At 74.2% G+C, this 20,717-nt stretch carries 17 protein-coding genes; 14 read left to right on the top strand and 3 right to left on the bottom strand.

Translation table 11 applies throughout. The features are described from left to right. Window positions 1-6: 6 nt before the first annotated feature. A complete protein-coding gene (locus OG774_RS08735) occupies window positions 7-720 on the bottom strand; it encodes an IclR family transcriptional regulator (RefSeq protein WP_328308593.1) in 714 nt (237 codons plus the stop codon). After that, a complete protein-coding gene (locus tag OG774_RS08730) occupies window positions 717-1,199 on the bottom strand; it encodes a hypothetical protein (protein ID WP_328308591.1) in 483 nt (160 codons plus the stop codon). Before OG774_RS08730 ends, OG774_RS08735 begins: the two co-directional genes overlap by 4 nt. A 74-nt stretch (window positions 1,200-1,273) precedes the next feature. Here OG774_RS08730 and OG774_RS08725 point away from each other — a divergent pair, with 74 nt between their 5' ends. The 3 genes from OG774_RS08725 to OG774_RS08715 all read left to right on the top strand — a co-directional run bounded on the left by OG774_RS08725 (window position 1,274) and on the right by OG774_RS08715 (window position 5,118). Further along, entirely contained in the window at window positions 1,274-2,359 is a 1,086-nt protein-coding gene (locus tag OG774_RS08725; protein ID WP_328308589.1) for a mandelate racemase/muconate lactonizing enzyme family protein, read from the top strand. 105 nt (window positions 2,360-2,464) lie between these two features. Beyond that, window positions 2,465-3,643: an iron-containing alcohol dehydrogenase family protein gene (locus OG774_RS08720; RefSeq protein ID WP_328308587.1), complete on the top strand. Its 1,179-nt coding sequence runs from the start codon at window positions 2,465-2,467 to the stop codon at window positions 3,641-3,643. A gap of 323 nt (window positions 3,644-3,966) precedes the next feature. After that, window positions 3,967-5,118, top strand: a complete 1,152-nt coding sequence (locus OG774_RS08715) for a fatty acid desaturase family protein (RefSeq protein WP_274192267.1) — start codon at window positions 3,967-3,969, stop codon at window positions 5,116-5,118. Window positions 5,119-5,188: 70 nt separating this feature from the next. Here the strand turns inward: OG774_RS08715 and OG774_RS08710 are convergent, their stop codons facing one another. Further along, a complete protein-coding gene (locus OG774_RS08710) occupies window positions 5,189-6,397 on the bottom strand; it encodes a PucR family transcriptional regulator (protein WP_328308585.1) in 1,209 nt (402 codons plus the stop codon). Between the two features lie 149 nt (window positions 6,398-6,546). On the opposite strand from OG774_RS08710, the gene OG774_RS08705 reads away from it, so the two are divergent. From OG774_RS08705 to OG774_RS08655, 11 genes are all read left to right on the top strand, one after another. Continuing rightward, window positions 6,547-7,812 (top strand): alpha/beta hydrolase, encoded by a 1,266-nt coding sequence (locus tag OG774_RS08705; RefSeq protein ID WP_328308583.1) that lies wholly within the window; start codon window positions 6,547-6,549, stop codon window positions 7,810-7,812. 19 nt (window positions 7,813-7,831) lie between these two features. Further along, the gene (gene thrS / locus OG774_RS08700; protein WP_328308581.1) at window positions 7,832-9,952 is read left to right on the top strand and encodes a threonine--tRNA ligase; all 2,121 of its coding nucleotides are present in this window, start codon (window positions 7,832-7,834) and stop codon (window positions 9,950-9,952) included. Continuing rightward, window positions 9,952-10,524, top strand: coding sequence for an HIT family protein (locus tag OG774_RS08695; protein WP_328308579.1), 573 nt, complete (start codon window positions 9,952-9,954; stop codon window positions 10,522-10,524). The genes thrS and OG774_RS08695 overlap by 1 nt, the downstream gene beginning before the upstream one ends. Continuing rightward, window positions 10,509-11,204, top strand: coding sequence for a phosphatidylinositol phosphate synthase (gene pgsA, locus OG774_RS08690; RefSeq protein WP_442873961.1), 696 nt, complete (start codon window positions 10,509-10,511; stop codon window positions 11,202-11,204). Before OG774_RS08695 ends, pgsA begins: the two co-directional genes overlap by 16 nt. Beyond that, the gene (locus OG774_RS08685) at window positions 11,201-12,148 is read left to right on the top strand and encodes a phosphatidylinositol mannoside acyltransferase (RefSeq protein ID WP_328308577.1); all 948 of its coding nucleotides are present in this window, start codon (window positions 11,201-11,203) and stop codon (window positions 12,146-12,148) included. Before pgsA ends, OG774_RS08685 begins: the two co-directional genes overlap by 4 nt. Before the next feature lie 340 nt (window positions 12,149-12,488). Continuing rightward, window positions 12,489-13,694 (top strand): ROK family transcriptional regulator, encoded by a 1,206-nt coding sequence (locus OG774_RS08680; protein ID WP_328308575.1) that lies wholly within the window; start codon window positions 12,489-12,491, stop codon window positions 13,692-13,694. Between the two features lie 221 nt (window positions 13,695-13,915). Next, entirely contained in the window at window positions 13,916-14,740 is an 825-nt protein-coding gene (gene otsB, locus OG774_RS08675; RefSeq protein WP_328308573.1) for a trehalose-phosphatase, read from the top strand. A 73-nt stretch (window positions 14,741-14,813) separates the two neighbouring features. After that, window positions 14,814-17,531, top strand: a complete 2,718-nt coding sequence (locus tag OG774_RS08670) for a glycoside hydrolase family 65 protein (protein ID WP_328308571.1) — start codon at window positions 14,814-14,816, stop codon at window positions 17,529-17,531. Then, a complete protein-coding gene (locus tag OG774_RS08665; protein WP_328308569.1) occupies window positions 17,528-18,277 on the top strand; it encodes an HAD family hydrolase in 750 nt (249 codons plus the stop codon). Before OG774_RS08670 ends, OG774_RS08665 begins: the two co-directional genes overlap by 4 nt. Next, a complete protein-coding gene (locus tag OG774_RS08660; RefSeq protein WP_328308567.1) occupies window positions 18,274-19,251 on the top strand; it encodes an ROK family glucokinase in 978 nt (325 codons plus the stop codon). Before OG774_RS08665 ends, OG774_RS08660 begins: the two co-directional genes overlap by 4 nt. Next, window positions 19,248-20,711, top strand: coding sequence for a sugar porter family MFS transporter (locus OG774_RS08655; protein WP_328308565.1), 1,464 nt, complete (start codon window positions 19,248-19,250; stop codon window positions 20,709-20,711). Before OG774_RS08660 ends, OG774_RS08655 begins: the two co-directional genes overlap by 4 nt. Window positions 20,712-20,717 lie beyond the last annotated feature (6 nt).

Here is a 20,717-nt window from a genome sequence, read left to right as displayed (position 1 = left end):
CTCCGCTCACGGGGAAGAGAGGTGCGCGGAGAGGTCGCTCGCGGCCGCGGCGGTGGCGGCGGCGTGGGCGGCGAGGTGGGGGCGCAGGCGCGGCGCCGGGCCGGAGACGGTCAGCGCAGCGACGATCCCGCCGTGGAACCCGCGCACCGGGGCAGCCGCGCCGGCGAGCGTGGGGTCGAACTCGCCGTCCACCACGGCGTGACCCGCGGCGCGCACCCGCGCGAGGACCTCGGGATCGGCGCCGACCGCCCGGGCGGCCGCCTCGTCGCGCTCGGAGAGCAGTACCCGGCCCGTCGACGTCGTCGCCGCCGGGATGTCGTCGACGTCGAAGCGCGCCCGCGCGGGCCCACCGGCGGCGTCGGCGGTCAGCAGCGTGGCCACCCGGGCCCCGTGCAGGCGGCAGAGCGACGCCTGCTCGCCGGTGCGCGCGGCGAGGGCGATCAGCGCGGGGCGGGCCAGCGCGACCAGGCGGGCCTCGGTGGTGCGGGCGGCGAAGGCGTAGAGCCGCCAGCCGAGGGCGTAGCGCCGGCTCGCCGGGTCGCGCTCGACGAGGCCCTCCTCCTCGAGGGCGGCGAGGGCCCGCGACACCTGGCTGGGCTGGCGACCGGTCTCCTCGGCCACCCGGGCCACGCCGAGCCCGGCCGTCAGGGCCTCGGGCGAGGACAGCACGTCGAGCAGCTCCATGTCGCGGCGCAGCCCCGCCGAGCGGGGGCGGGTCATGACGCCGGTCCCAGCGACGCCGACCCCAGCATCACCAGCGCCACGACCCCGCCGAGCGTCCAGGCCGCGGTGCGCCACCGGTTGGTGCGCGTGAGCCGGGCGTGCACCGTCGGGTCCCACCCCTGCGCCAGCCGCCGGTGGCACGGCACCGAGACGGCAACGGTCACGCCGACCGTGGCGGCCCCGCACAGCCCCGCCGCGAGCGCGAGCACGAACGGGACGCCGGGCGGCTGCCACACGAGCAGCACCGCGCACGTCAGCCCCTGCACCGCCCAGGGGCCGCTGACCAGCAGACCCATGATCCGCGTGTGCCGGTCGTGCACCGCCACCCAGTCGCCCCCGACCATGTCGGCGAACCCGGGGTAGACGAGCAGCTGGATCACCCAGACCAGCCCGACGCAGAACCAGACGGCGGCGAGGTGCAGACCCAGCACGGCCATCCCCAGCAGGCCCGTCCCCAGCAGCGGAGTTGCGCTCACCGCACGGATTCTTGCTCCACCCGTCGGCGGCTCCTCTACTGACCCGCGCCGGACCGCGAGGGGGACAGGCCGACGTGAAGATCACCGACATTCGTCTCGAGCACCGCGAGACCGTCCTCGACCCGCCCTGCCACGCCGCCTGGGACCCCGAGCCCCGCACCCGGTTCGACGCGACGATCGTCCGCGTCGAGACCGACGAGGGCGTCGTCGGCGTCGGCTCGGGCGACACCATGGCGGGGTTCGACGGCTACCGCGAGCTCTTCCTCGGCACCGACCCGCTCGCCACCGAGCTGCAGGTGCGCCGCATCGAGTCGATCGGCTTCCACGCCGGCCGGTTCTGGCCGCTCGAGTCCGCGATCTGGGACATCGTCGGGCAGGTCGCCGGCCTCCCCGTCGCGACGCTCTTCGGCGGCGTCACCGACCGCGTGCCCGTCTACGCGTCCTGGTGCTCCGAGCAGCCGCCCGGGCGCCGGGCGGAGGACGCCCACCGGCTGGTGGAGGACGGCATCCGCGCGGTCAAGATCCGGGCTCACCCGCAGCGCCTGCGCCAGGGCGTCGCCGCCGTCGCCGCCGTCCGCGAGGCCGTCGGCGACCGGCTCGACATCATGGTCGACCTCAACCAGGCCTGGCGGATGGGCGGCGACGTCACCGAGCCGCTCGAGCTCGCCGAGGTCCGCCGCATCGTGCGCCGCCTCGCCGAGTACGACGTCGCCTGGGTCGAGGAGCCGCTGCCCTACGCCGACGTCGACGGCCACCGCCTGCTGCGCGCGGACAACCCGGGCGTGCGGATCGCGGCGGGGGAGATGCTGGACTCGCTGCCGCAGACCCTGGCGCTCCTCGAGGCCGACGCGCTGGACGTCTACCAGGCCGACGTCGTGCTCGCCCTCGGGATGACGCGGTCCCGCCAGCTCGCCGAGGCCGCCCGCGCGCGGCACCGCCGCTTCACCCCGCACACCTGGACCAACGGCCTGGGCCTGCTCGCGAACCTGCACGTCGCCGCGGGCGTCGGTGCCGGTCCCTACCTGGAGTTCCCCGACGACCCGGCCGGCGGCTGGACCCCGGAGCGCCGCGACTTCCTGCTCGCCGAGCCGCTGCGCCCCGACCCCGACGGCATGCTCGTCGTGCCCGAGGTGCCCGGGCTGGGCGCCGTGCTCGCCTGACGGGCACCCCCGAGACGGCGGTCCCGGCTCCGACCCCCCCGCGGAGCCGGGATCGCCACCCACAGACAGAAACCCCGCGACACCGCCACCCGCACGAGGAGTCCCGTGACCGGCACGGCCGACCGCACCGACATCCACGCCCCCTGCGCCGGCGTCGCCGCCGGCACCGCGTTCCTGTCCGGCCCCGGGCCGGTCGTCGACTTCGGGCCCGGCGCGGTGGCCCGGATCCCCGGGCACCTCGCCGCGCTGTCCGCGCGGCGGGTGCTCGTGGTCACCGACCCCGGCCTGCGCGCCGCCGGGGTCGTGGACGCCGTCGTCGGGCCGCTCGCCGCGACCGGCGCGGTCGTCGAGGTGTTCGACGCGGTGCGCGGCAACCCGACGGTCGCCGTCGTCGAGGACGGCGCCGAGCACGCGCGGGCCCTGGGCCTCGACGCGGTGCTCGCGCTCGGGGGCGGGTCGAGCCTCGACGCCGCCAAGGGCATCGCGCTTCTCGCGCCGTCGCCCGGCGCCCGGGCCGACGGCAGCGGGGTGACGCCCGCGGCGGGGCTCCCGCTCGTGGCCGTCCCGACCACCGCGGGCACGGGGGCCGAGACGAACGGCTTCGGGGTGCTCGAGGACCCCGCGAACCGGCAGAAGGTCTACTGCGGCGACGCGAGCGTCGTGCCCCGGGTCGCCGTGCTCGACCCGGAGCTCACGCTCGGCCTGCCCGCGGCGGCCACCGCCGCGACCGGCGTCGACGCGCTGGTGCACGGCATCGAGTCGCTGGCCTCGCGGGGCCGGGACCCGATGTCCGAGGCCTTCGCCGCCGAGGCCGTCCGCCGGGCGTGGGTGTGGCTGCCCGTGGCGGTGGCCGACGGGAGCGACCCGCGGGGGCGCGCCGAGATGCTCGTGGCGGCGCACCTGGCCGGGCAGGCGCTCACGCGCAGCGGGCTGGGCCTGGTGCACGGGCTCGCGCACGCCCTGAGCCTGCACACCGGCGCGGTGCACGGGCCGGCCCTGGCCGCCGTGCTGCCCGAGGTCGTCGCCTGGTCGCTCGACGCCGACCCCGCGGGGTGGGGGCGCGCCGCCGAAGCCGCAGGCCTGCCCGGGCCCGCCGCCCTGCCCGACGCACTGGGAGGACTGCTCGAGCAGGTCGACACGCGGGTCTCGGTGGCCGACCTGGGGGCGGCCCCCGACGACCGCGAGGCCCTGGCGCGCACGGCGCTGGCCGACCCGGTCAGCCGCAACGCGCCGCGGCACCCGGCGTCGGTGGCGGAGCTCGTGGAGCTGCTCGGACGCTGCTGAGACGCGGCCGGGAGACCGCCCGGACGTGGGCGAGGTCACGGATCCGGCGGCCCGGCAGCGGTGTAAGGCCCGGCTTTGAGGTCATGCAACAGGTTTCGCCCCGGAGTCCTCACTCCTCGCGTAGCCCGTGCGTCGGCGCGGTCCCTACCGTCGGGGACGTGATCAGCAGCGGGCCGACGGGCGCTCGCCCAGCTCCCCCCGGACTCCCGTAGGACAGAGGAGGCCTCGTGACCACCCTCGAGACCATTCCCGAGCACATCACCCGCATCAACCAGGCCAAGACGCCGATGGGTCCCGGCCGCCCCGGGGCCAGCACGGCGCACATCACGCCGTCGACCGAGCACCTGTCGACCGAGGACATCGAACGCCTCGGTGCCGAGCTCGAGGTCCTGCGTGACCAGGTCATGTCGTCGCTCGGCGACGACGACGCGCGGTACATCCGCCGCGTCATCCGTACCCAGCGTGGCCTCGAGGCGGCGGGACGCGTCCTGCTGCTCGGCGCGCTGTTCCCGCCGGCGTTCCTGGTCGGCACCGCGTCGCTGGCCCTGGCCAAGATCCTCGAGAACATGGAGATCGGCCACAACGTCCTGCACGGCCAGTGGGACTGGATGCGCGACCCGGAGATCAACTCCACCACCTGGGAGTGGGACCACGTCTCCACGGCCCGGAGCTGGCAGCAGACGCACAACTACCTGCACCACACGTACACCAACGTGCACGGCAAGGACCGGGACATCGGCTACAACGTGCTGCGGGTCGACCCCGACCAGCCGTGGGAGCCCATCTACCTGTTCCAGACCTTCACCAACGCCGGCCTCGCCATGATCTTCGAGTGGGGCATCGCGGCCTTCGACCTCGAGATCGACCAGGTCCAGCGCGGTGAGAAGACCTGGGCCGAGAAGATGCCCGAGCTCAAGGCGATGGGCCGCAAGGCCGGCAAGCAGGCCCTCAAGGACTTCGTGGTCTTCCCCGCGCTGTCCGGGCCCTCGTTCGTCCCGGCGCTGGTCGGCGGCCTGCTCGCCAACCTCGTCCGCAACGTCTGGTCCCACGCGGTGATCTTCTGCGGTCACTTCCCCGTCGAGGTGGAGACCTTCGACGAGGAGCGGCTCGAGAACGAGACGCAGGCCGAGTGGTACGTCCGGCAGATGCTGGGCTCGGCCAACATCGAGGGCTCGAAGCTCCTGCACATCATGACCGGGAACCTCTCGCACCAGATCGAGCACCACCTGTTCCCCGACATGCCCTCGAACCGCTACGGCACCATCGCGCCGCAGGTCCGCGACCTGTGCCGCCGCTACGGGCTGCCCTACCACGCGGGACCGATGTGGAAGCAGTACGGCGGCGTGCTCGCCAAGATCGCCCGCCTGTCGTTCCCCGGCGGCCACAAGGGCCTCGCCAAGCGGCGCCTGCGGGCGCTGCCGTTCGGCCGCCGGCGCGCTGAGTCGCTCGACGCCGCCGCCCCGGCCGCGGCCTGACGGTCTGGTTGCAGCGAACGCGCTGTTCGCTGCTTCTATGCGAGCAAACGCCCCGTTCGCGCCGGGTGGCTCAGCCCTCCGCGAGGGCGGGCCCCCCGGCGCGCAGGGCGAGGGCGACCTCGAGGCGGCCCACCGGGTCGTCCAGCACCCCGGCGAACGCCTCCTTGAGGCGCGCGAGCCGGTAGCGCACGGTCTGCGGGTGCACGTGCAGGCGCGTCGCGGCCTCGCCGACGTCGCCGTGTGCGTCGAGCCAGGCCGTCAGCGTGGTCACCGCGCGGTCGCGGGCCGCCGACGTCATGCGCCGCAGGGGCTCGAGGCGCTGCGCCACGAGGTCGGCGGTGAGCGTGACGTCCGCGTGCAGGAGCAGGGCGAGCATGTGGTCCTCGGAGCGCACGAGGCCCTCGTCGCCCAGGTGGCCCTCGAGGTGCAGGGCCCAGGTGGCGCGGGCGCGGGTGACGGTGCGCGGCACCTGGTCGGGCTCCACCGTGGGCCCGAGCACCGCCGTGGTGCCGCGCAGCGCGTCGGCCACGACCTCGAGCCGCCCCGGTCCCTCGGGATCGGGCAGGAAGACCACGCCCAGGCGGTCGACGACCGACCCCGCGACGTCCGGGGGCAGGCGCCGGCACACCAGCGGCAGTGACTCCTCGCTGGTCACCAGCGCGGCGACCGTCTTCGGCGTCGACCAGCCCGCCTCGCGGGCGAGCGCCTCGAGCTCCGCGCCGTCGGGGGCGGGCGTCCGGCACAGGCGCTCGACCAGGGCGTGCTGCCGCGCCTGGCGTGACCCCGCGGCCAGCGACTGCTCGTAGGCGTAGCCCGAGACGGACGCCGCGGCGAGCTGCTCGATGTAGGCGAAGAGCGCCTCGGCGAGGCGGAAGATCGACTCGGCCTCGAGCCCGTGCTCGCCGCTCGTGCCCGCGATGCGGCGCCACAGCACCCGCGAGCCGATGCGGTAGGCGCTCTGCAGGGCGTCCATGGTGCGGCCGTGGCGGTGCTCGACGCGGCCGAGCTCGAAGTAGACCGTGGTGTCCGGCAGGGCGGCGTCGGTGCCGAGCAGGTCGAGGAACTGGTCGAGCGCCACGGAGACCCCGAGCCGGATGCGGCGGCCGAACTCGCCGTTCATCGACAGCGCGTACTCGGCGACCTCGGCGCGCACCTCGGCGATGATCTCGTCGCCGGTGCCGAGGACCACGGGGCGCAGCCGGTCGCGGGCCGTGTCGGGGACGTCGGCCCAGGGGTGCCGTCGCGGGGCGTCCGACGCCGCGCACACACCGTCGCTCACGCGCCCAGTGTCGCAGGATCGGGCGAAGACGCCAGGAGGGACGATGGCGGGCCCCGTCACCTTCTCTTCCGCCTCGTGCCTGCCGTGTCCTGCGCGACTCGCCCGGGCCGTGGCGCGGGCCCCGTCGGGCGGAGGGCCAGGATGGTGGGGTGCACCGGTCCGCGCAGGCGCTCCTCGCGGCGCTCCGGGCGCCCGGCGCCCGGCCGGCGCTCGCGGTCGGCGCGGTCGCCGCCCTGATCGCGGGCGCGGGCCTGGGGCCGCTGACCCGGCGCTGGCCGGCCGCGGTCCTGGGCAGCCTGCTGTCCTCGACCGCCACCGAGACCCCACGCGCCACGGCCGTGCTCCTCGGCTCGGCGGCGGCCGTCGCCGCCCGGCGCGGGGCGCTGTGGAACCCGGCGGGGCAGGCGGGGCTCGCCGTGACCGCGGGCGCGGTCGGGGTGCTGCTCACCCTGGACCGCCGGGCGCACGCCGACTCCGAGGTCCTCGCCGAGGCGCTGCGCGCCGAGATCGGCCCGGTGGAGCTCCCGGCGCGGGCCGGCGTCGTGCGCTCCGTGCTCGCGCGCCACTGGTACGCGACGGCCCGCGACGTCGCCTACGGCCCGGACCCGGTGGCGAACCTGCTCGACGTCTGGCGCGACCCGCTGCTGCCCGCCGACGCCCGGGCGCCGGTGCTGCTGCAGATCCACGGTGGGGCGTGGTCGTCGGGCAGCAAGGCCGCCGACGCCCACCCGCTGATGGCGCACATGGTCGAGCGCGGCTGGGTGTGCGTCAGCGTCGACTACCGCCTCGGGCCCGCCGAGCGCTGGCCCGCGCAGATCGTCGACGTCAAGCGCGCGCTGGCCTGGACCCGCGCCCACATCGCCGACCACGGCGGCGACCCGGCCCGCATCGCGATCACGGGCGGGTCGTCCGGCGCCCACCTCGCCGCGCTCGCCGCGCTCACCCCCGGGGCCTGGCAGCCCGGGTTCCCGGACGCCGACACGTCGGTCGCCGCCGCCGTGTGCCTCTACGGCATCTACGACCTGACCAACGACGACGGCAGCGGCACCCTCGACGAGCTGCTGGCCGAGACGATGATGCCCACCGCGCTGGTCGACGACGCCCACCCGTACGTGGCCGCCTCCCCGGCGGCGCGCGTGCACCCCGACGCCCCGCCGTTCATGGTGCTGCACGGCTCCGCCGACGCGATCGTCGTGCCCGCGCAGAGCCGCGCGTTCGTCAGCCGGCTGCGGGCGGTGTCGACGGCGCCGGTGGTGCACGCCGAGCTCGCGCACGCCCAGCACGGCTTCGACCTCGTGCCCACCCCCCGCACCCTCGCCGCCGTGCGGGCGATCGCGGCCTTCCTGGAGGCGGTGGTGGGGCGGGGGACGCCCCGCTCGGGCCGGGCGGACACGGTGCTCGCGGGCGCTCGATAAGCTCGACGGACCACCCTCGATGTTTCGGAGATCCGCCGTGTCCTCGCCCGCCCCGCCCCGCCCCGCCGTCGTCGACAGCGTCCGGGTGACGGCGGGCACCACCGCCGGCCAGGCCGTCCGCGACGCCGGGCTGCCGCTCGCCGGGCACGAGGCCGTGATCGTCGTCCGGGCCCCCGACGGTGTGCTCAAGGACCTCGCCTGGGCGCCCGAGGAGGACGTGGACGTCGACCCGGTGCCCGCCGACACCGAGGACGGCCGCGCCGTGATCCGCCACTCGGCGGCGCACGTGCTGGCCCAGGCGGTGCAGCAGCTCTTCCCGGACGCCAAGCTCGGCATCGGGCCGCCGATCACTGACGGCTTCTACTACGACTTCGCGGTCGAGCGCCCGTTCACGCCCGAGGACCTCGAGGCCCTCGAGAAGGCGATGCGCAAGATCGTCAAGGCCAAGCAGCGGTTCGTGCGCCGCGAGTATGCCTCGCTCGACGCCGCCCGCGAGGAGCTGGCGGGCGAGCCGTTCAAGCTCGAGCTGGTCGATCTCAAGGGCACGTCCTCGGAGGAGGACCCCGTGGAATCGTCGGAGATCATGGAGGTCGGCGCCGGCGAGCTCACCGCCTACGACAACGTGCACGCCCACACCGGCGAGCGCGTGTGGGGCGACCTGTGCCGGGGCCCGCACATCCCGACCACCGGGTACATCCCGGCGTTCAAGGTGCTGCGCTCCGCGGCGGCCTACTGGCGCGGCGACCAGCGCAACGCCCAGCTGCAGCGCATCTACGGGACGGCGTGGGAGTCGCAGGAGGCGCAGGACGCCTACCTGGAGCGCGTCGCGGAGGCCGAGCGCCGCGACCACCGCCGCCTCGGCGCCGAGCTCGACCTGTTCAGCTTCCCCGACGAGATCGGCTCCGGGCTCGCGGTGTTCCACCCCAAGGGCGGGATCATCCGCAAGGAGCTGGAGGACTACTCCCGCCAGCGCCACACCGAGGCCGGCTACGAGTTCGTCAACACCCCGCACGCCACCAAGGGCGAGCTGTTCCAGACGTCGGGTCACCTCGACTGGTACCGCGAGGGCATGTTCCCGGCGATGCACCTCGACGAGGAGCGCGCCGAGGACGGCACGGTCAAGCGCCAGGGCATCGACTACTACCTCAAGCCGATGAACTGCCCGATGCACAACCTGATCTACCGGGCGCGCGGGCGGTCCTACCGCGAGCTGCCGCTGCGCCTGTTCGAGTTCGGCACGGTCTACCGCTACGAGAAGTCCGGCGTGGTCCACGGCCTGACCCGCGCGCGGGGCTTCACCCAGGACGATGCGCACATCTACTGCACCCGCGAGCAGATGGCCGGCGAGATCACCTCGCTGCTGACGTTCGTCCTCGACCTGCTGCGCGACTACGGCCTCGAGGACTTCTACCTCGAGCTCTCCACCCGCAACCCGGAGAAGTCGATCGGGACCGACCAGGAGTGGGAGGACGCCACCGACGCGCTGCGCGAGGCGGCCTCGAGCTTCGGGCTCGACCTCGTCGACGACCCGGGCGGTGCCGCGTTCTACGCGCCGAAGATCAGCGTGCAGGCCCGTGACGCCATCGGGCGCTACTGGCAGATGTCGACGATCCAGGTCGACCTGATGCTGCCCGATCGCTTCGAGCTCGAGTACACCGCGAGCGACGGGTCGCGCCAGCGGCCGGTGATGATCCACCGCGCGCTGTTCGGGTCGATCGAGCGCTTCTTCGGGGTGCTCACCGAGCACTACGCGGGCGCGTTCCCGGCCTGGCTGGCGCCGGTGCAGGTCGTCGGCATCCCGGTGTCCGGCGACCAGGCGGAGTACGTCGCGCAGATCGCCGAGCGCCTGCGCGCCGAGGGCCTGCGCGTCGACGTCGACGACTCCGACGACCGGATGCAGAAGAAGATCCGGAACCACACGCTGCTGAAGGTGCCGTTCCTGCTCCTCGCCGGGGGCAAGGACGCCGACGCTTCGGGCGAGCGAAGCGACGGGACCAGATGGGATGGCGCGGTCTCGTTCCGGTTCCGCGACGGGTCGCAGCGCAACGGGGTGCCGGTCGACGACGCGGTCGCCGCCGTCGTCGACTGGGTCCGCCGGCGCGAGAACGCCTCACCCGACGCGGAGAAGTTCCTGCCCTGATGAGCGGTGACGGAGGGCCGGAGATCGCGGAGTCCGAGGATCTCGACGAGCTCCGGGGTGCCGGGACCCCCGACGGGTTCCGGCGCCTCTGGGCGCCGCACCGGATGGCCTACATCGCGGGCGCGGCCGGCACCGGCGAGGAGTCCGGGCAGTGCCCGCTGTGCCGGATCCCGACCCTCGACGACGGCGACGGCCTGGTGCTCCACCGCGGCGAGCGCGTCTACGCCGTGCTCAACCTGCACCCGTACAACCCCGGGCACCTCATGGTCGTGCCGTACCGCCACGTCGCGGGCCTCGACGAGCTGGACCTCGAGGAGTCGGCCGAACTCGTCGCGGTCACGCAGCAGGCGGTGCGGGCCCTGCGCACGGTGGCGGCCCCGCACGGGTTCAACGTCGGGATCAACCTCGGGCACGTGGCGGGCGGCTCGCTGGCCGACCACCTGCACCAGCACGTCGTCCCGCGCTGGGGTGGCGACGCCAACTTCATCACCGTCATCGGCCAGACGAAGGTGATCCCGCAGCTGCTCGCCGAGACACGGTCCGTCCTCGCCGCGGCGTGGCCCTCGCCATGATCAACCAGTGGGCCCGCGCCGCGATCAAGGGCGGGGTCGAGCCCACCGCGGCCTGGCTGGTCCGGCGCGGCGTGCACCCCGACGCGGTCACCGTCTTCGGCACCGTGGCCTCCACCGCCTCGGCCCTGTGGCTCATCCCGACCGGGCACCTCCTCGCGGCGTCGCTCGTCGTGGCCGTGTTCGCGCTGCTCGACGTCCTCGACGGCGCGATGGCCCGGGCGCGCGGGGTGACGAGTCCCTTCGGGGGCGTGCTCGACTCCGTCGGCGACCGCCTCGTCGACGGCGCGGTCTTCGCCGGGATCACGTGGTGGGCGTTCGCCCAGGACCGGCCCCTGCTCGCGGGCCTCGCGCTGGCCTGCCTCATCACCGGCCAGCTGATCTCCTACATCAAGGCCCGCGCCGAGGCCGCGGGCCTGCGGGCCGACGGCGGCCTGGTGGAACGTGCCGAGCGCCTGATCCTCGGGCTCGCCGGTGTCGGGCTCACCGGGATCGGCGTGCCCTACGCGCTCGACGTGGCGCTGTGGCTGCTCACGATCGGCTCGGTGATCACCGTCGGGCAGCGCATCGTGGCCGTGTGGCACAGCGCGCGCGAGCAGTACGGCGCGGCGACGGGCGTCACCGACCACGCCGACCGTCCCGAGAACTCCGACCGTCCCGAGAACTCCGGGGGGACCGCGTGACCGACTCGGCGACCGACAGGGCGAAGGACGGGGCGACCGGCGACGCCCCGTCCCTCGTCACCCCCGCGCAGCGCGCCGCCGAGCTGGGCTACGCGGCGGGGTGGGGGCTGGTGCGCGCGGTGCCCGAGCCGGTGGCGCGGTGGGCGTTCGCGGCGGGCGCCGACCTGGCCGCGCGCCGCGACGGGCCGGGGGTGCGGCGGCTGCGGTCGAACCTCGCGCGGGTCCGTCCCGACGCCGGCCCCGACGAGCTCGACGCGCTCACCGCGGCGGGCCTGCGTTCCTACGCGCGGTACTGGCGCGAGGCGTTCCGGCTGCCGGGGATGGACCACGAGGCGCTGGTCCGGCGGCCGGTGGTGTACGGCCAGGAGCACCTCGACGCCGCGCTCGCGACCGGGCGGGGAGCGGTCGTGGCGCTGACCCACTCCGGCAACTGGGACATGGCGGGCCTCTGGCTCGTCGCGCACTCCGGGCGCTTCACCACCGTCGCCGAGCGCCTGCGTCCCGAGTCGCTCTACGAGCGCTTCGTCGCCTACCGCGAGTCCCTCGGCATGGAGATCCTGCCGATGACCGGCGGCGACTCCCCGGTGCGCGGGCTCGTGCGGGCGCTGCGCGAGGGACGGGTCGTCTGCCTCGTCGCCGACCGCGACCTGTCCGCCCACGGCGTGCCGGTGACGTTCTTCGGCGGGCGGGCGACGATGCCGCCCGGCCCGGCGGCGCTCGCCGCGAGCACCGGCGCGGCGCTGCTGCCGGTGGGGCTGTGGTTCACCGAGGACCCGGGGGACGGGTCGGGGGAAGGGTGGGGGTTCCGCATCCACCCGCCGGTGCCGGTCCCCGCCCGCAGCGCCGTCCCGGCCGCGACCCAGGCCGTCGCCGACCACTTCGCCGCCGACATCGCCGAGCACCCCGCCGACTGGCACATGCTCCAGCGCGTCTGGCGCGACTGAGACCCGCGAACCCATGCGTGCGGCGCCTCGCGGTGTGGAGCGAGGGACGCCCCGACTGCGCTGGACGCAGCGAGGGACGCCCTCGCTCACCCGGAGCCCGCCGCGATGGCCGGAGCGAGGGACGCCCGGAGTGCGCTGGACGCAGCGAGGGACGCCCTCGCTCGCCCGCCGACCCGCCGACCCGCCGACCCGCCGACCCGCCGACCCGCCGCCCCGCCGACCAGCCGCCCCAGGGGCCCCGCCCGACCCCTCCGCCCCACCGGTGCACTCGGTAGCGTTCGCTGCTCCGTTCGCAGGAAGCGTGACATGGAGCACACGCTCGCGGTTTATCGTTCATCTCATGAACACAGCGCCGCGACCCGGATCGCCGACCGGTCTGCGCGACGCGAACCGCCGTCGCGTGGTGGACGCCGTCCGCGCCGGCGGTGCGCCGACGCAGGCGGAGATCGCCGTCGCCACGGGGCTCGCGCCGGCCACGGTGTCGAACATCGTGCGGGACCTCGGCGCCGCGGGTCTGCTGACGGCGGGTGACGAGGTGCGTGCGGGGAGGCGCGTCCGGGCGGTCCGGCTCGTCCGCGGGGCAGGGGTGGTCGCCGGCATCGACGTCGGGCACCGGCACCTGCGCGTCGCCCTGGCCGACGTCGCCGACCCGTCCGCGGCCGCCGGGCACCCGGAGCCGCCCGGGCGCTCCGAGCTGCGGGCGGACCTGCCCGACTACCACGGTGTCGCCGAGGGCCTGGCGACCGCGGCGAGCCTGATCGACGAGGCGCTCGCGCAGGCGGGCATCCGGCGCGAGGCGCTGCGCGGCGCGGTGGTCGGGCTGCCGGCGCCCGTCGACCGCGCCACGGGTGCGGTGGGGGCCTCCGGCGTGCTCCCGGGGTGGATCGGGGTGCCGGTGGCGGGCCGTGTGTCCGAGCACCTCGGGGTCCCGAGCTGGGTCGACAACGACGCCACGCTCGGCACCCTCGCCGAGCAGCGCTGGGGCGCGTTGCGCGAGGTCCGGGACGGGGTGTTCCTCAAACTCTCGGACGGTGTCGGGGCCGGGCTGGTGCTCGACGGGCGCCTCTACCGGGGCCCGGACGGCACCGCGGGCGAGATCGGCCACGTCGCCGTCGACCCGGGTGACCGCCACGCCGCGGTGTGCCGGTGCGGGCACCGCGGGTGCCTCGAGACGGTGGTGTCGACGCGCACCGTCACGGCGCTGCTCGAGCCCCTCGTCGGTGCCCCGCTGACCGTCGCCGAAATGGTGGCGCTCGCCCGCGACGGCGACGCCCCCGCCCGCCGCGTCCTCGCCGACACCGGGCACCACGTCGGGGTCGCCCTCGCCGGCTTCTGCACCGTGCTCACGCCGCGGCGCATCGTGGTCGGCGGCGAGCTCGCCCAGGCCGGGGACTTCCTGCTCGCCCCCCTCCACGCCGCGCTCGAGGCCGCCGCGCTCCCCGGGACCACCCGCACCGCGGACGTCGTCGTCGCCGAGCTCGCCGAGCACGCCCCGGTCCTCGGCGCCCTGGCCCTCGCCCTCGACCGGGCCACGACGGCGCCCTGAGGAGCGGGGTCCACCACCCCCCTGCGCGCGACCCGGTCACAGCCCGACACCCGGTGGTGCGGTCGTGTCGACTCCACCTGGCGCGAGCCCGTCGCGTCCGCAAAGATCGCGCCGCTGTGTTCATCCGTTGACGACGTCATGGACGCCGCCCTAGCCTTGTGGTTCGCATCACATGACAACGGCGCCCGGAGATGCGGAGGCCCCTGGTGACGGTGCCCCCCGTGACCACGACGGCGGATCGGTTACCGCACGCGCTGGACGCCCCCGAGGTGGCCGAGCGCCTGGACGGTCGCCGACCCGCGGTCTTCCTCGACTACGACGGCGTGCTGACGCCGATCGTGCCGCGTCCCGAGGACGCGATCATGAGCGACGACATGCGCGACATCGTGCGGGCGCTCGCGCGGCGCTGCTCGGTGTGCGTGGTGTCCGGACGGGACCGCGCGGTGGTGTCCGAGCTGATGGGCGTCGACGACCTGATCGTCGCCGGCAGCCACGGCTTCGACATCGACGACCCGGCCCGCGGGCCGATCGTCCACGAGGCGTCCCAGGGCTGGGAGGGCCTCGTCGCCGAGGTCACCGAGCGGGTCCGCACCGCGGCGGACGACATCCCGGGGACCCTCGTGGAGCCCAAGCACGCGTCGGTGGCGCTGCACGACCGCCACGTCGCCGACGCCGACCGTCCGCGGGTCGCCGCGCTGGTCGAGGCCGTGCTGGCCGAGCACCCGGGCGAGCTGCGGGTGACGCCCGGCAAGTTCGTCCACGAGATCCAGCCGAAGATCGACTGGAACAAGGGCAAGGCCGTCGAGCACCTCCTGGACGTCCTCGACCTCGATCACCCCGACATCGTCCCGATCTACCTCGGCGACGACGTCACCGACGAGGACGCCTTCCGTGCGCTCGTCGCCCGCGCCGACGCCGGGCGTCCGGCGGGCGTCGGCATCCTGGTGATCGACCCGGAGGACGCCCCGTCCCGCGACACGTCGGCGACCGCCGCCCTCGCCACGGTCGACGAGGTCGGCCGCTTCCTCGACGGCCTGGCTCGATGAGCCCGATGAGCCCGATGAGCGAGACGATCCCGATGATCACCCCGCTGCCCGCTCCCGGAGTACGGAGACGATCGTGACCACGACCGACCAGACGCCCTCGACCACCGAGACCACGGGGAGCGCCCGCACGACCCCGACCGGCGAGGTCCTGCCCGGCGGGGCGGTCGCCGACGACTTCACGATCACCTGGACCGGCGTCGAACCCGACGACGAGGGTCTGCGCGAGGCCCTGACCAGCACCGGCAACGGCTACTTCTGCACCCGCGGTGCCGCGGAGTGGGAGGACACCGACGCCCCGGTGCACTACGCGGGCACCTACGCGCACGGCGGCTTCAACCGCGAGACGACGATCCTCGGCGGCCGCCCGGTCCTCAACGAGGACCTCGTCAACCTCCCGAACTGGCTCGTCCTCAAGCTGCGCATCGAGGGCGAGGAGGCGATCAACCTCTCCAACGTCGAGGTGCTCGAGTACACGCACACCTACGACGTGCGCACCGCGACGGTCGGTCGCGTGTTCCGGTTCCGCGACCGCAACGGCCGCGAGACCACCCTGCGCAGCCGCCGGTTCGTCTCGATGGCCCACAGCCACCAGGCGGCGATGGAGTGGACGCTCACCGCCGAGAACTGGTCGGGGCGCATCGGCATCGTCTCCGCGATCGACGGCCGCGTCGACAACACCATGGTCGCCCGCTACCGCGACCTCGAGGGCCGCCACCTCGACCCGGTCACCCCGCGCACGTTCGGGCCCGAGGTCATCGCGCTCAAGGTGCGCACCCGCCAGTCGAACCTCTACGTCTCCGAGGCCGCGCGCACCCGGATCTACCGCGGGCGCGGGCGCGGCTGGGAGAAGGTCGAGCCGGCGCGCACGTTGCACCAGATGAACGACTACATCCAGCAGGTGCTCGACCTCGACATCGCCGAGGGCGAGACCGTGCGGGTGGAGAAGATCGTCTCGTTCTTCACCAGCCACGACAACGCGATCACCGAGACCCTCACCGCCGCCGGCCGGCACGTCGAGCGCTACCCGGACTTCGCGGGCTGCTTCGCCGAGCACGTCGACGCCTGGGAGGAGTACTGGGACGTCTGCGACATCGAGCTGCCGCGCGAGCCGACCATCCAGCTGCTCCTGCGCTTCCACATGGCCCACGTCCTGCAGGTCTGCTCGCGGCACACGGCCCGCCACGACGCCGGCGTCCCCGCCCGCGGGCTCAACGGCGAGGCCTACCGCGGGCACGTGTTCTGGGACGAGCTCTACGTCTACCCGTTCCTCAACTACCGGCTCCCGGAGATCACGCGCGGGCTGCTGATGTACCGCTACCGGCGCCTCGCCGAGGCCCGCGCGGCGGCGGAGGAGGCCGGCTACAAGGGCGCGATGTTCCCGTGGCAGTCGGGCAGCGACGGCACCGAGGAGACGCAGGTCGTCCACCTCAACCCGCTGTCCGGGCAGTGGGACCCCGACCACTCGCACAACCAGCGCCACGTCAACGCGGCGATCTTCTACAACGTCTGGCAGTACTACCAGGCCACCGACGACCTGGAGTTCCTGCGCGACTACGGCGCCGAGCTGATGCTCGAGATCGCCCGGTTCTGGGCGTCGATCGCGCACCGCAACCCGAACACGGGCCGCTGGGAGATCCACGGGGTGATGGGCCCCGACGAGTTCCACGAGCGCTACCCCGGCGCCACCGACGGCGGGCTGCGCAACAACGCCTACACCAACGTCATGGTCGCCTGGATCTGCGCGACCGCCCCGAAGGTGCTGGCCCTGCTGCCCAAGAGCCGCCGTCGCGCCCTGCGCAGCCGGCTCGGGATCACCGACGACGAGATCGCGCGCTGGTCGGAGATGTGCACGTCGATGACGGTGCCGACCCACCGCGACGACGACGGCCACCCGGTGATCACCCAGTTCGAGGGCTACGCCGACCTCGCCGAGCTCGACTGGGACGCCTACCGGGCCAAGCACAAGAACATCCAGCGGATGGACCGCATCCTCAAGGCCGAGGGTGACGACCCCGACCACTACAAGCTCGCCAAGCAGGCCGACGCGGTCATGCTGTTCTTCCTGTTCGGCGACGGCGAGCTGCGCGAGATCTTCTCCCGCCTCGGGTACGACGCGATCGCCGACGACAAGGACCTCGCGCGGCGCACCATCGCCTACTACGACCGGCGCACCTCGCACGGCTCGACGCTCTCGCTCGTCGCGCACGCCGCGGTGCTCGCCGGCATCGACCCCGAGAGCTCCTGGGAGCGCTTCCTCGTCGCCGTCGAGTCCGACATCGGCGACGTGCAGGGCGGCACCACCAAGGAGGGCATCCACATGGGGGTGATGTCGGGGACCCTCGACCTCCTCCAGCGGGCCTACCTCGGTGCCGGTGCCCGCGACGGCGTGCTGACCTTCGACCCGCGGCTCACCCTGCGCCTCGACGGCCTCGCGCTCTCGCTGGTCTTCCAGGGCACGACGCTGCGGGTCTCGGTGGGCGCCGGGGAGCTCACCGTCGCCGTGCAGTCCGAGGGCTTCAGCCACCCGGTGCGCATCGGGCTCGGCGGCGAGGTCCGCGAGCTCGGCGCCGGGCAGGAGTGGACGGTGCCGCTCGACGGCGAGGGACGCATCGCCCCCCGCAGTGCGGGCGGGAGCGGCGCGACGTCCGACGGCCCGGCGTCGACCGGGGCGTCCACCGGGGCGGCGACATCCACCCCGGCCGTCACGGACGGCACCCCGCAGGCCTCGACCACGTCGGCCGGCGGGACCACCGCCGACGGCGGCCACGACCACGGAGGGAACGGCGCATGAGCGGCTACACGGGAGCGATCTTCGACGTGGACGGCGTCCTCGTCGACTCCCCCCACGAGGAGGCCTGGCGCGAGTCGCTGCGCGAGCTCATGGCGGGCCCGTGGGCGGACATCGTCGGGCAGACGAGCTACTCGCCGGAGAAGTTCACGCCCGCGCTCTACCACGAGCGCATGTCGGGCAAGCCCCGCACGGCCGGGGCGACGGCGGCACTCGAGTACTTCGGCGTGCCCGACATCGACCGCCGCGTGACGGAGTACGGCGAGCACAAGCAGGAGATGATCATCCGGCTGATCTCGGAGGGCCGGTTCTCGGCCTACGACGACGCCGTGCGCTTCGTGCTCGCCGTCCGCAACGCGGGCATCCCGGTCGCGGCGGCGTCGTCGTCGAAGAACGCCAAGATGTTCCTCGAGAAGATCGACCTGTCCCGCTTCGGCGGCACCGGCAACCTGCACCAGGTGTTCGACGTCGACGTCTCGGGCCGCGACTTCGCCCACGGCAAGCCGGACCCCGAGATCTTCCTGACCGCCGCGCGGGAGCTCGGCGTCGAGCCCTCGGACGCGTTCGTCGCCGAGGACGCCGTCAACGGCATCCAGGCCGCGAAGGCCGGCGGGTTCGGGGCGCTCGGGGTCTCGCGCGCCGACGACGTCGACGCGCTCGCGGCCGAGGGCGCCGACGTCGTCGTCACCGACATGGGCGAGATCGACCTCTCCGCCCTCGGGCGGGGCGAGCTGGTGACGACGTCATGAGCGGGCTCACCGTCGGCGTCGACGTCGGTGGCACCAAGATCGCGGCGGGCGTGGTCGACGAGGCCGGCAAGCTCATCGCGTCGACCCGCCGCGAGACCCCGGCCACCGACACCCACCTGGTGCTCGAGGCCATCGCCGACGCCGTTCGCGAGCTGGGTAGCCACCACCAGATCGACGCCGTCGGCATCGGGGCCGCCGGGTTCGTCGACGCGGGACGGGCGAAGGTGCTCTTCGCGCCGAACCTGGCCTGGCGCGACGAGGACCTGAAGGCCGAGCTCACCTCGCAGCTCGAGGTGCCGGTGGTGGTGGAGAACGACGCCAACGCCGTCGCCTGGGCCGAGTCGCGCTTCGGCGCGGGCCGCGACCACGACGACCTCGTCGCGATCACCATCGGCACCGGGATCGGCGGCGGCCTGATCTCGTCGGGCCGGCTGCTGCGCGGCGGCTACGGGGTGGCCGCGGAGATCGGCCACATCACGATGGTCCCGTACGGCCGCCGCTGCGGCTGCGGGCTGCAGGGCTGCTGGGAGCAGTACGGCTCCGGTCGGGCGCTGGTCACCGAGGCCCGGGAGATCGCGCGGCACTCGCCGGCGTTCGCCTCCGGGCTGATCGCGATGGCCGGGGGCGACCCGGAGGCCATCACCGGCGAGATGGTGACGGCCTGCGCCCAGCAGGGTGACGTCGGAGGCCTGCACTGCTTCGACGAGATCGGTCGCTGGATCGGGCTGGGCCTGGCCCAGCTCGCCGCCGTGCTCGACCCGACGCTCTTCGTCCTCGGCGGTGGGGTCTCCGCCGCCGGGGACCTGCTGCGCGAGCGGGTCGAGGCGATGTTCCGGGGGAACCTCACCGGACGCGGGCACCGGCCCGTCGCCGAGGTGCGGCTCGCCGAGCTGGGTTGGGAATCGGGGATGGTCGGCGCCGCCGATCTCGCCCGGACTAATGACGACACATCCGTTCCGGGGAGCGACCGATGAGCACAGATTCCGGGTCAGCGTCAGGATCAGGGCCGGGGGCACCCGGCTCCCGCGAGAAGACGACCGCCAAGGCGATCCTCATCTCCATCGTCGCCGCCGTCGGCGGCTTCCTCTTCGGCTTCGACTCCAGCGTCATCAACGGCGCCGTCGACGCCCTGAACGACCAGTTCGGCCTGCAGGACAGCCCGCTGCTGTCCGGCTTCGCGGTGGCCTGCGCCCTGCTCGGCTCCGCTGTCGGTGCGTGGTTCGCCGGCCCCGCCGCCGACAGGTACGGCCGCGTGCGGGTCATGCTCATCGCCGCCGCGCTGTTCGCGATCAGCTCCATCGGGTCCGGTCTGGCGTTCGCCGTCTGGGACCTCATCATCTGGCGCATCCTCGCGGGCGTCGGCATCGGCATCGCCTCGGTGATCGCCCCCGCCTACATCGCCGAGATCGCGCCCGCCCACATCCGCGGGCGGCTCGCGTCGCTGCAGCAGATGGCCATCGTGCTCGGCATCTTCGTCGCCCTGCTCTCCGACGCCCTGCTCGCGGGCCTCGCCGGCGGCGCCGCCGAGACGTTCTGGCTGGGCCTCGCGGCGTGGCGCTGGATGTTCCTCGTCGGGATCATCCCGTCGGTCATCTACGCGATCCTCGCGCTGCGGATCCCCGAGTCGCCGCGCTACCTCGTGGCCAAGGGACGCATGGAGGAGGCCGGCCGGGTCCTCGCGCAGGTGCTGGGACAGCCGGTCGAGTCGGTCCAGGCCAAGGTCCGCGAGATCGCCGTGACGCTGGAGCGCGAGGAGAAGCCCAGCCTGCGCGACCTGCGCGGTCACGCGGCGGGTCTGCGCCCGATCGTCTGGGTCGGCATCCTGCTGTCGGTCTTCCAGCAGTTCGTCGGCATCAACGTGATCTTCTACTACTCGACGACGCTCTGGCAGGCCGTCGGCTTCTCCGAGAGCGACTCGTTCCTCGCGTCGGTCATCAACTCGCTGGTCAACGTGCTCGCGACCGTCGTCGCGATCCTCATCGTCGACCGGGTCGGCCGGAAGCCGATGCTGCTCGGTGGTTCGGCCGGCATGGTCGTGACGCTGGGGATCATGGCGGTCGCGTTCTCGCAGGCGGTCATCACCGTCGGCGCGGACGGCTCCGAGGAGCCGAGCCTGCCCGGCCCCTGGGGCCCGATCGCGCTGGTCGCGGCGAACCTCTACGTGGTCGCGTTCGCGGTCTCGTGGGGCCCGGTCGTCTGGGTGCTGCTCGGTGAGATGTTCCCGAACTGGCTGCGTGCCGCCGCGCTGTCCGTGGCCGCCGCCGCGCAGTGGATCGCGAACTTCCTCATCACGGTCACGTTCCAGTCCCTCGCCGACGTCGGCCTGACGCTGGCCTACGGGCTCTACGCACTCTTCGCCTTCCTGTCGTTCCTGTTCGTCAGCAAGTACGTGCAGGAGACCAAGGGCAAGGAGCTGGAGGACATGGTCGCGTAGCGGTGA

It is taken from the genome of Actinomycetospora sp. NBC_00405 (assembly GCF_036044095.1).
In the GTDB taxonomy this organism is placed as follows: Bacteria; Actinomycetota; Actinomycetes; order Mycobacteriales; family Pseudonocardiaceae; genus Actinomycetospora; species Actinomycetospora callitridis.
This window is presented reverse-complemented; position numbering and strand designations above follow the sequence as displayed.

Bases quoted from the DNA above. Each gene is read 5' to 3' on its own strand.
- OG774_RS08735 (WP_328308593.1), bottom strand. From the start codon at position 720: ATGACCCGCCCCCGCTCGGCGGGGCTGCGCCGCGACATGGAGCTGCTC.
- OG774_RS08660 (WP_328308567.1), top strand. From the start codon at position 18,274: ATGAGCGGGCTCACCGTCGGCGTCGACGTCGGTGGCACCAAGATCGCG.
- OG774_RS08665 (WP_328308569.1), top strand. From the start codon at position 17,528: ATGAGCGGCTACACGGGAGCGATCTTCGACGTGGACGGCGTCCTCGTC.
- OG774_RS08655 (WP_328308565.1), top strand. From the start codon at position 19,248: ATGAGCACAGATTCCGGGTCAGCGTCAGGATCAGGGCCGGGGGCACCC.
- OG774_RS08695 (WP_328308579.1), top strand. From the start codon at position 9,952: ATGAGCGGTGACGGAGGGCCGGAGATCGCGGAGTCCGAGGATCTCGAC.
- OG774_RS08680 (WP_328308575.1), top strand. From the start codon at position 12,489: ATGAACACAGCGCCGCGACCCGGATCGCCGACCGGTCTGCGCGACGCG.
- thrS (WP_328308581.1), top strand. From the start codon at position 7,832: ATGTTTCGGAGATCCGCCGTGTCCTCGCCCGCCCCGCCCCGCCCCGCC.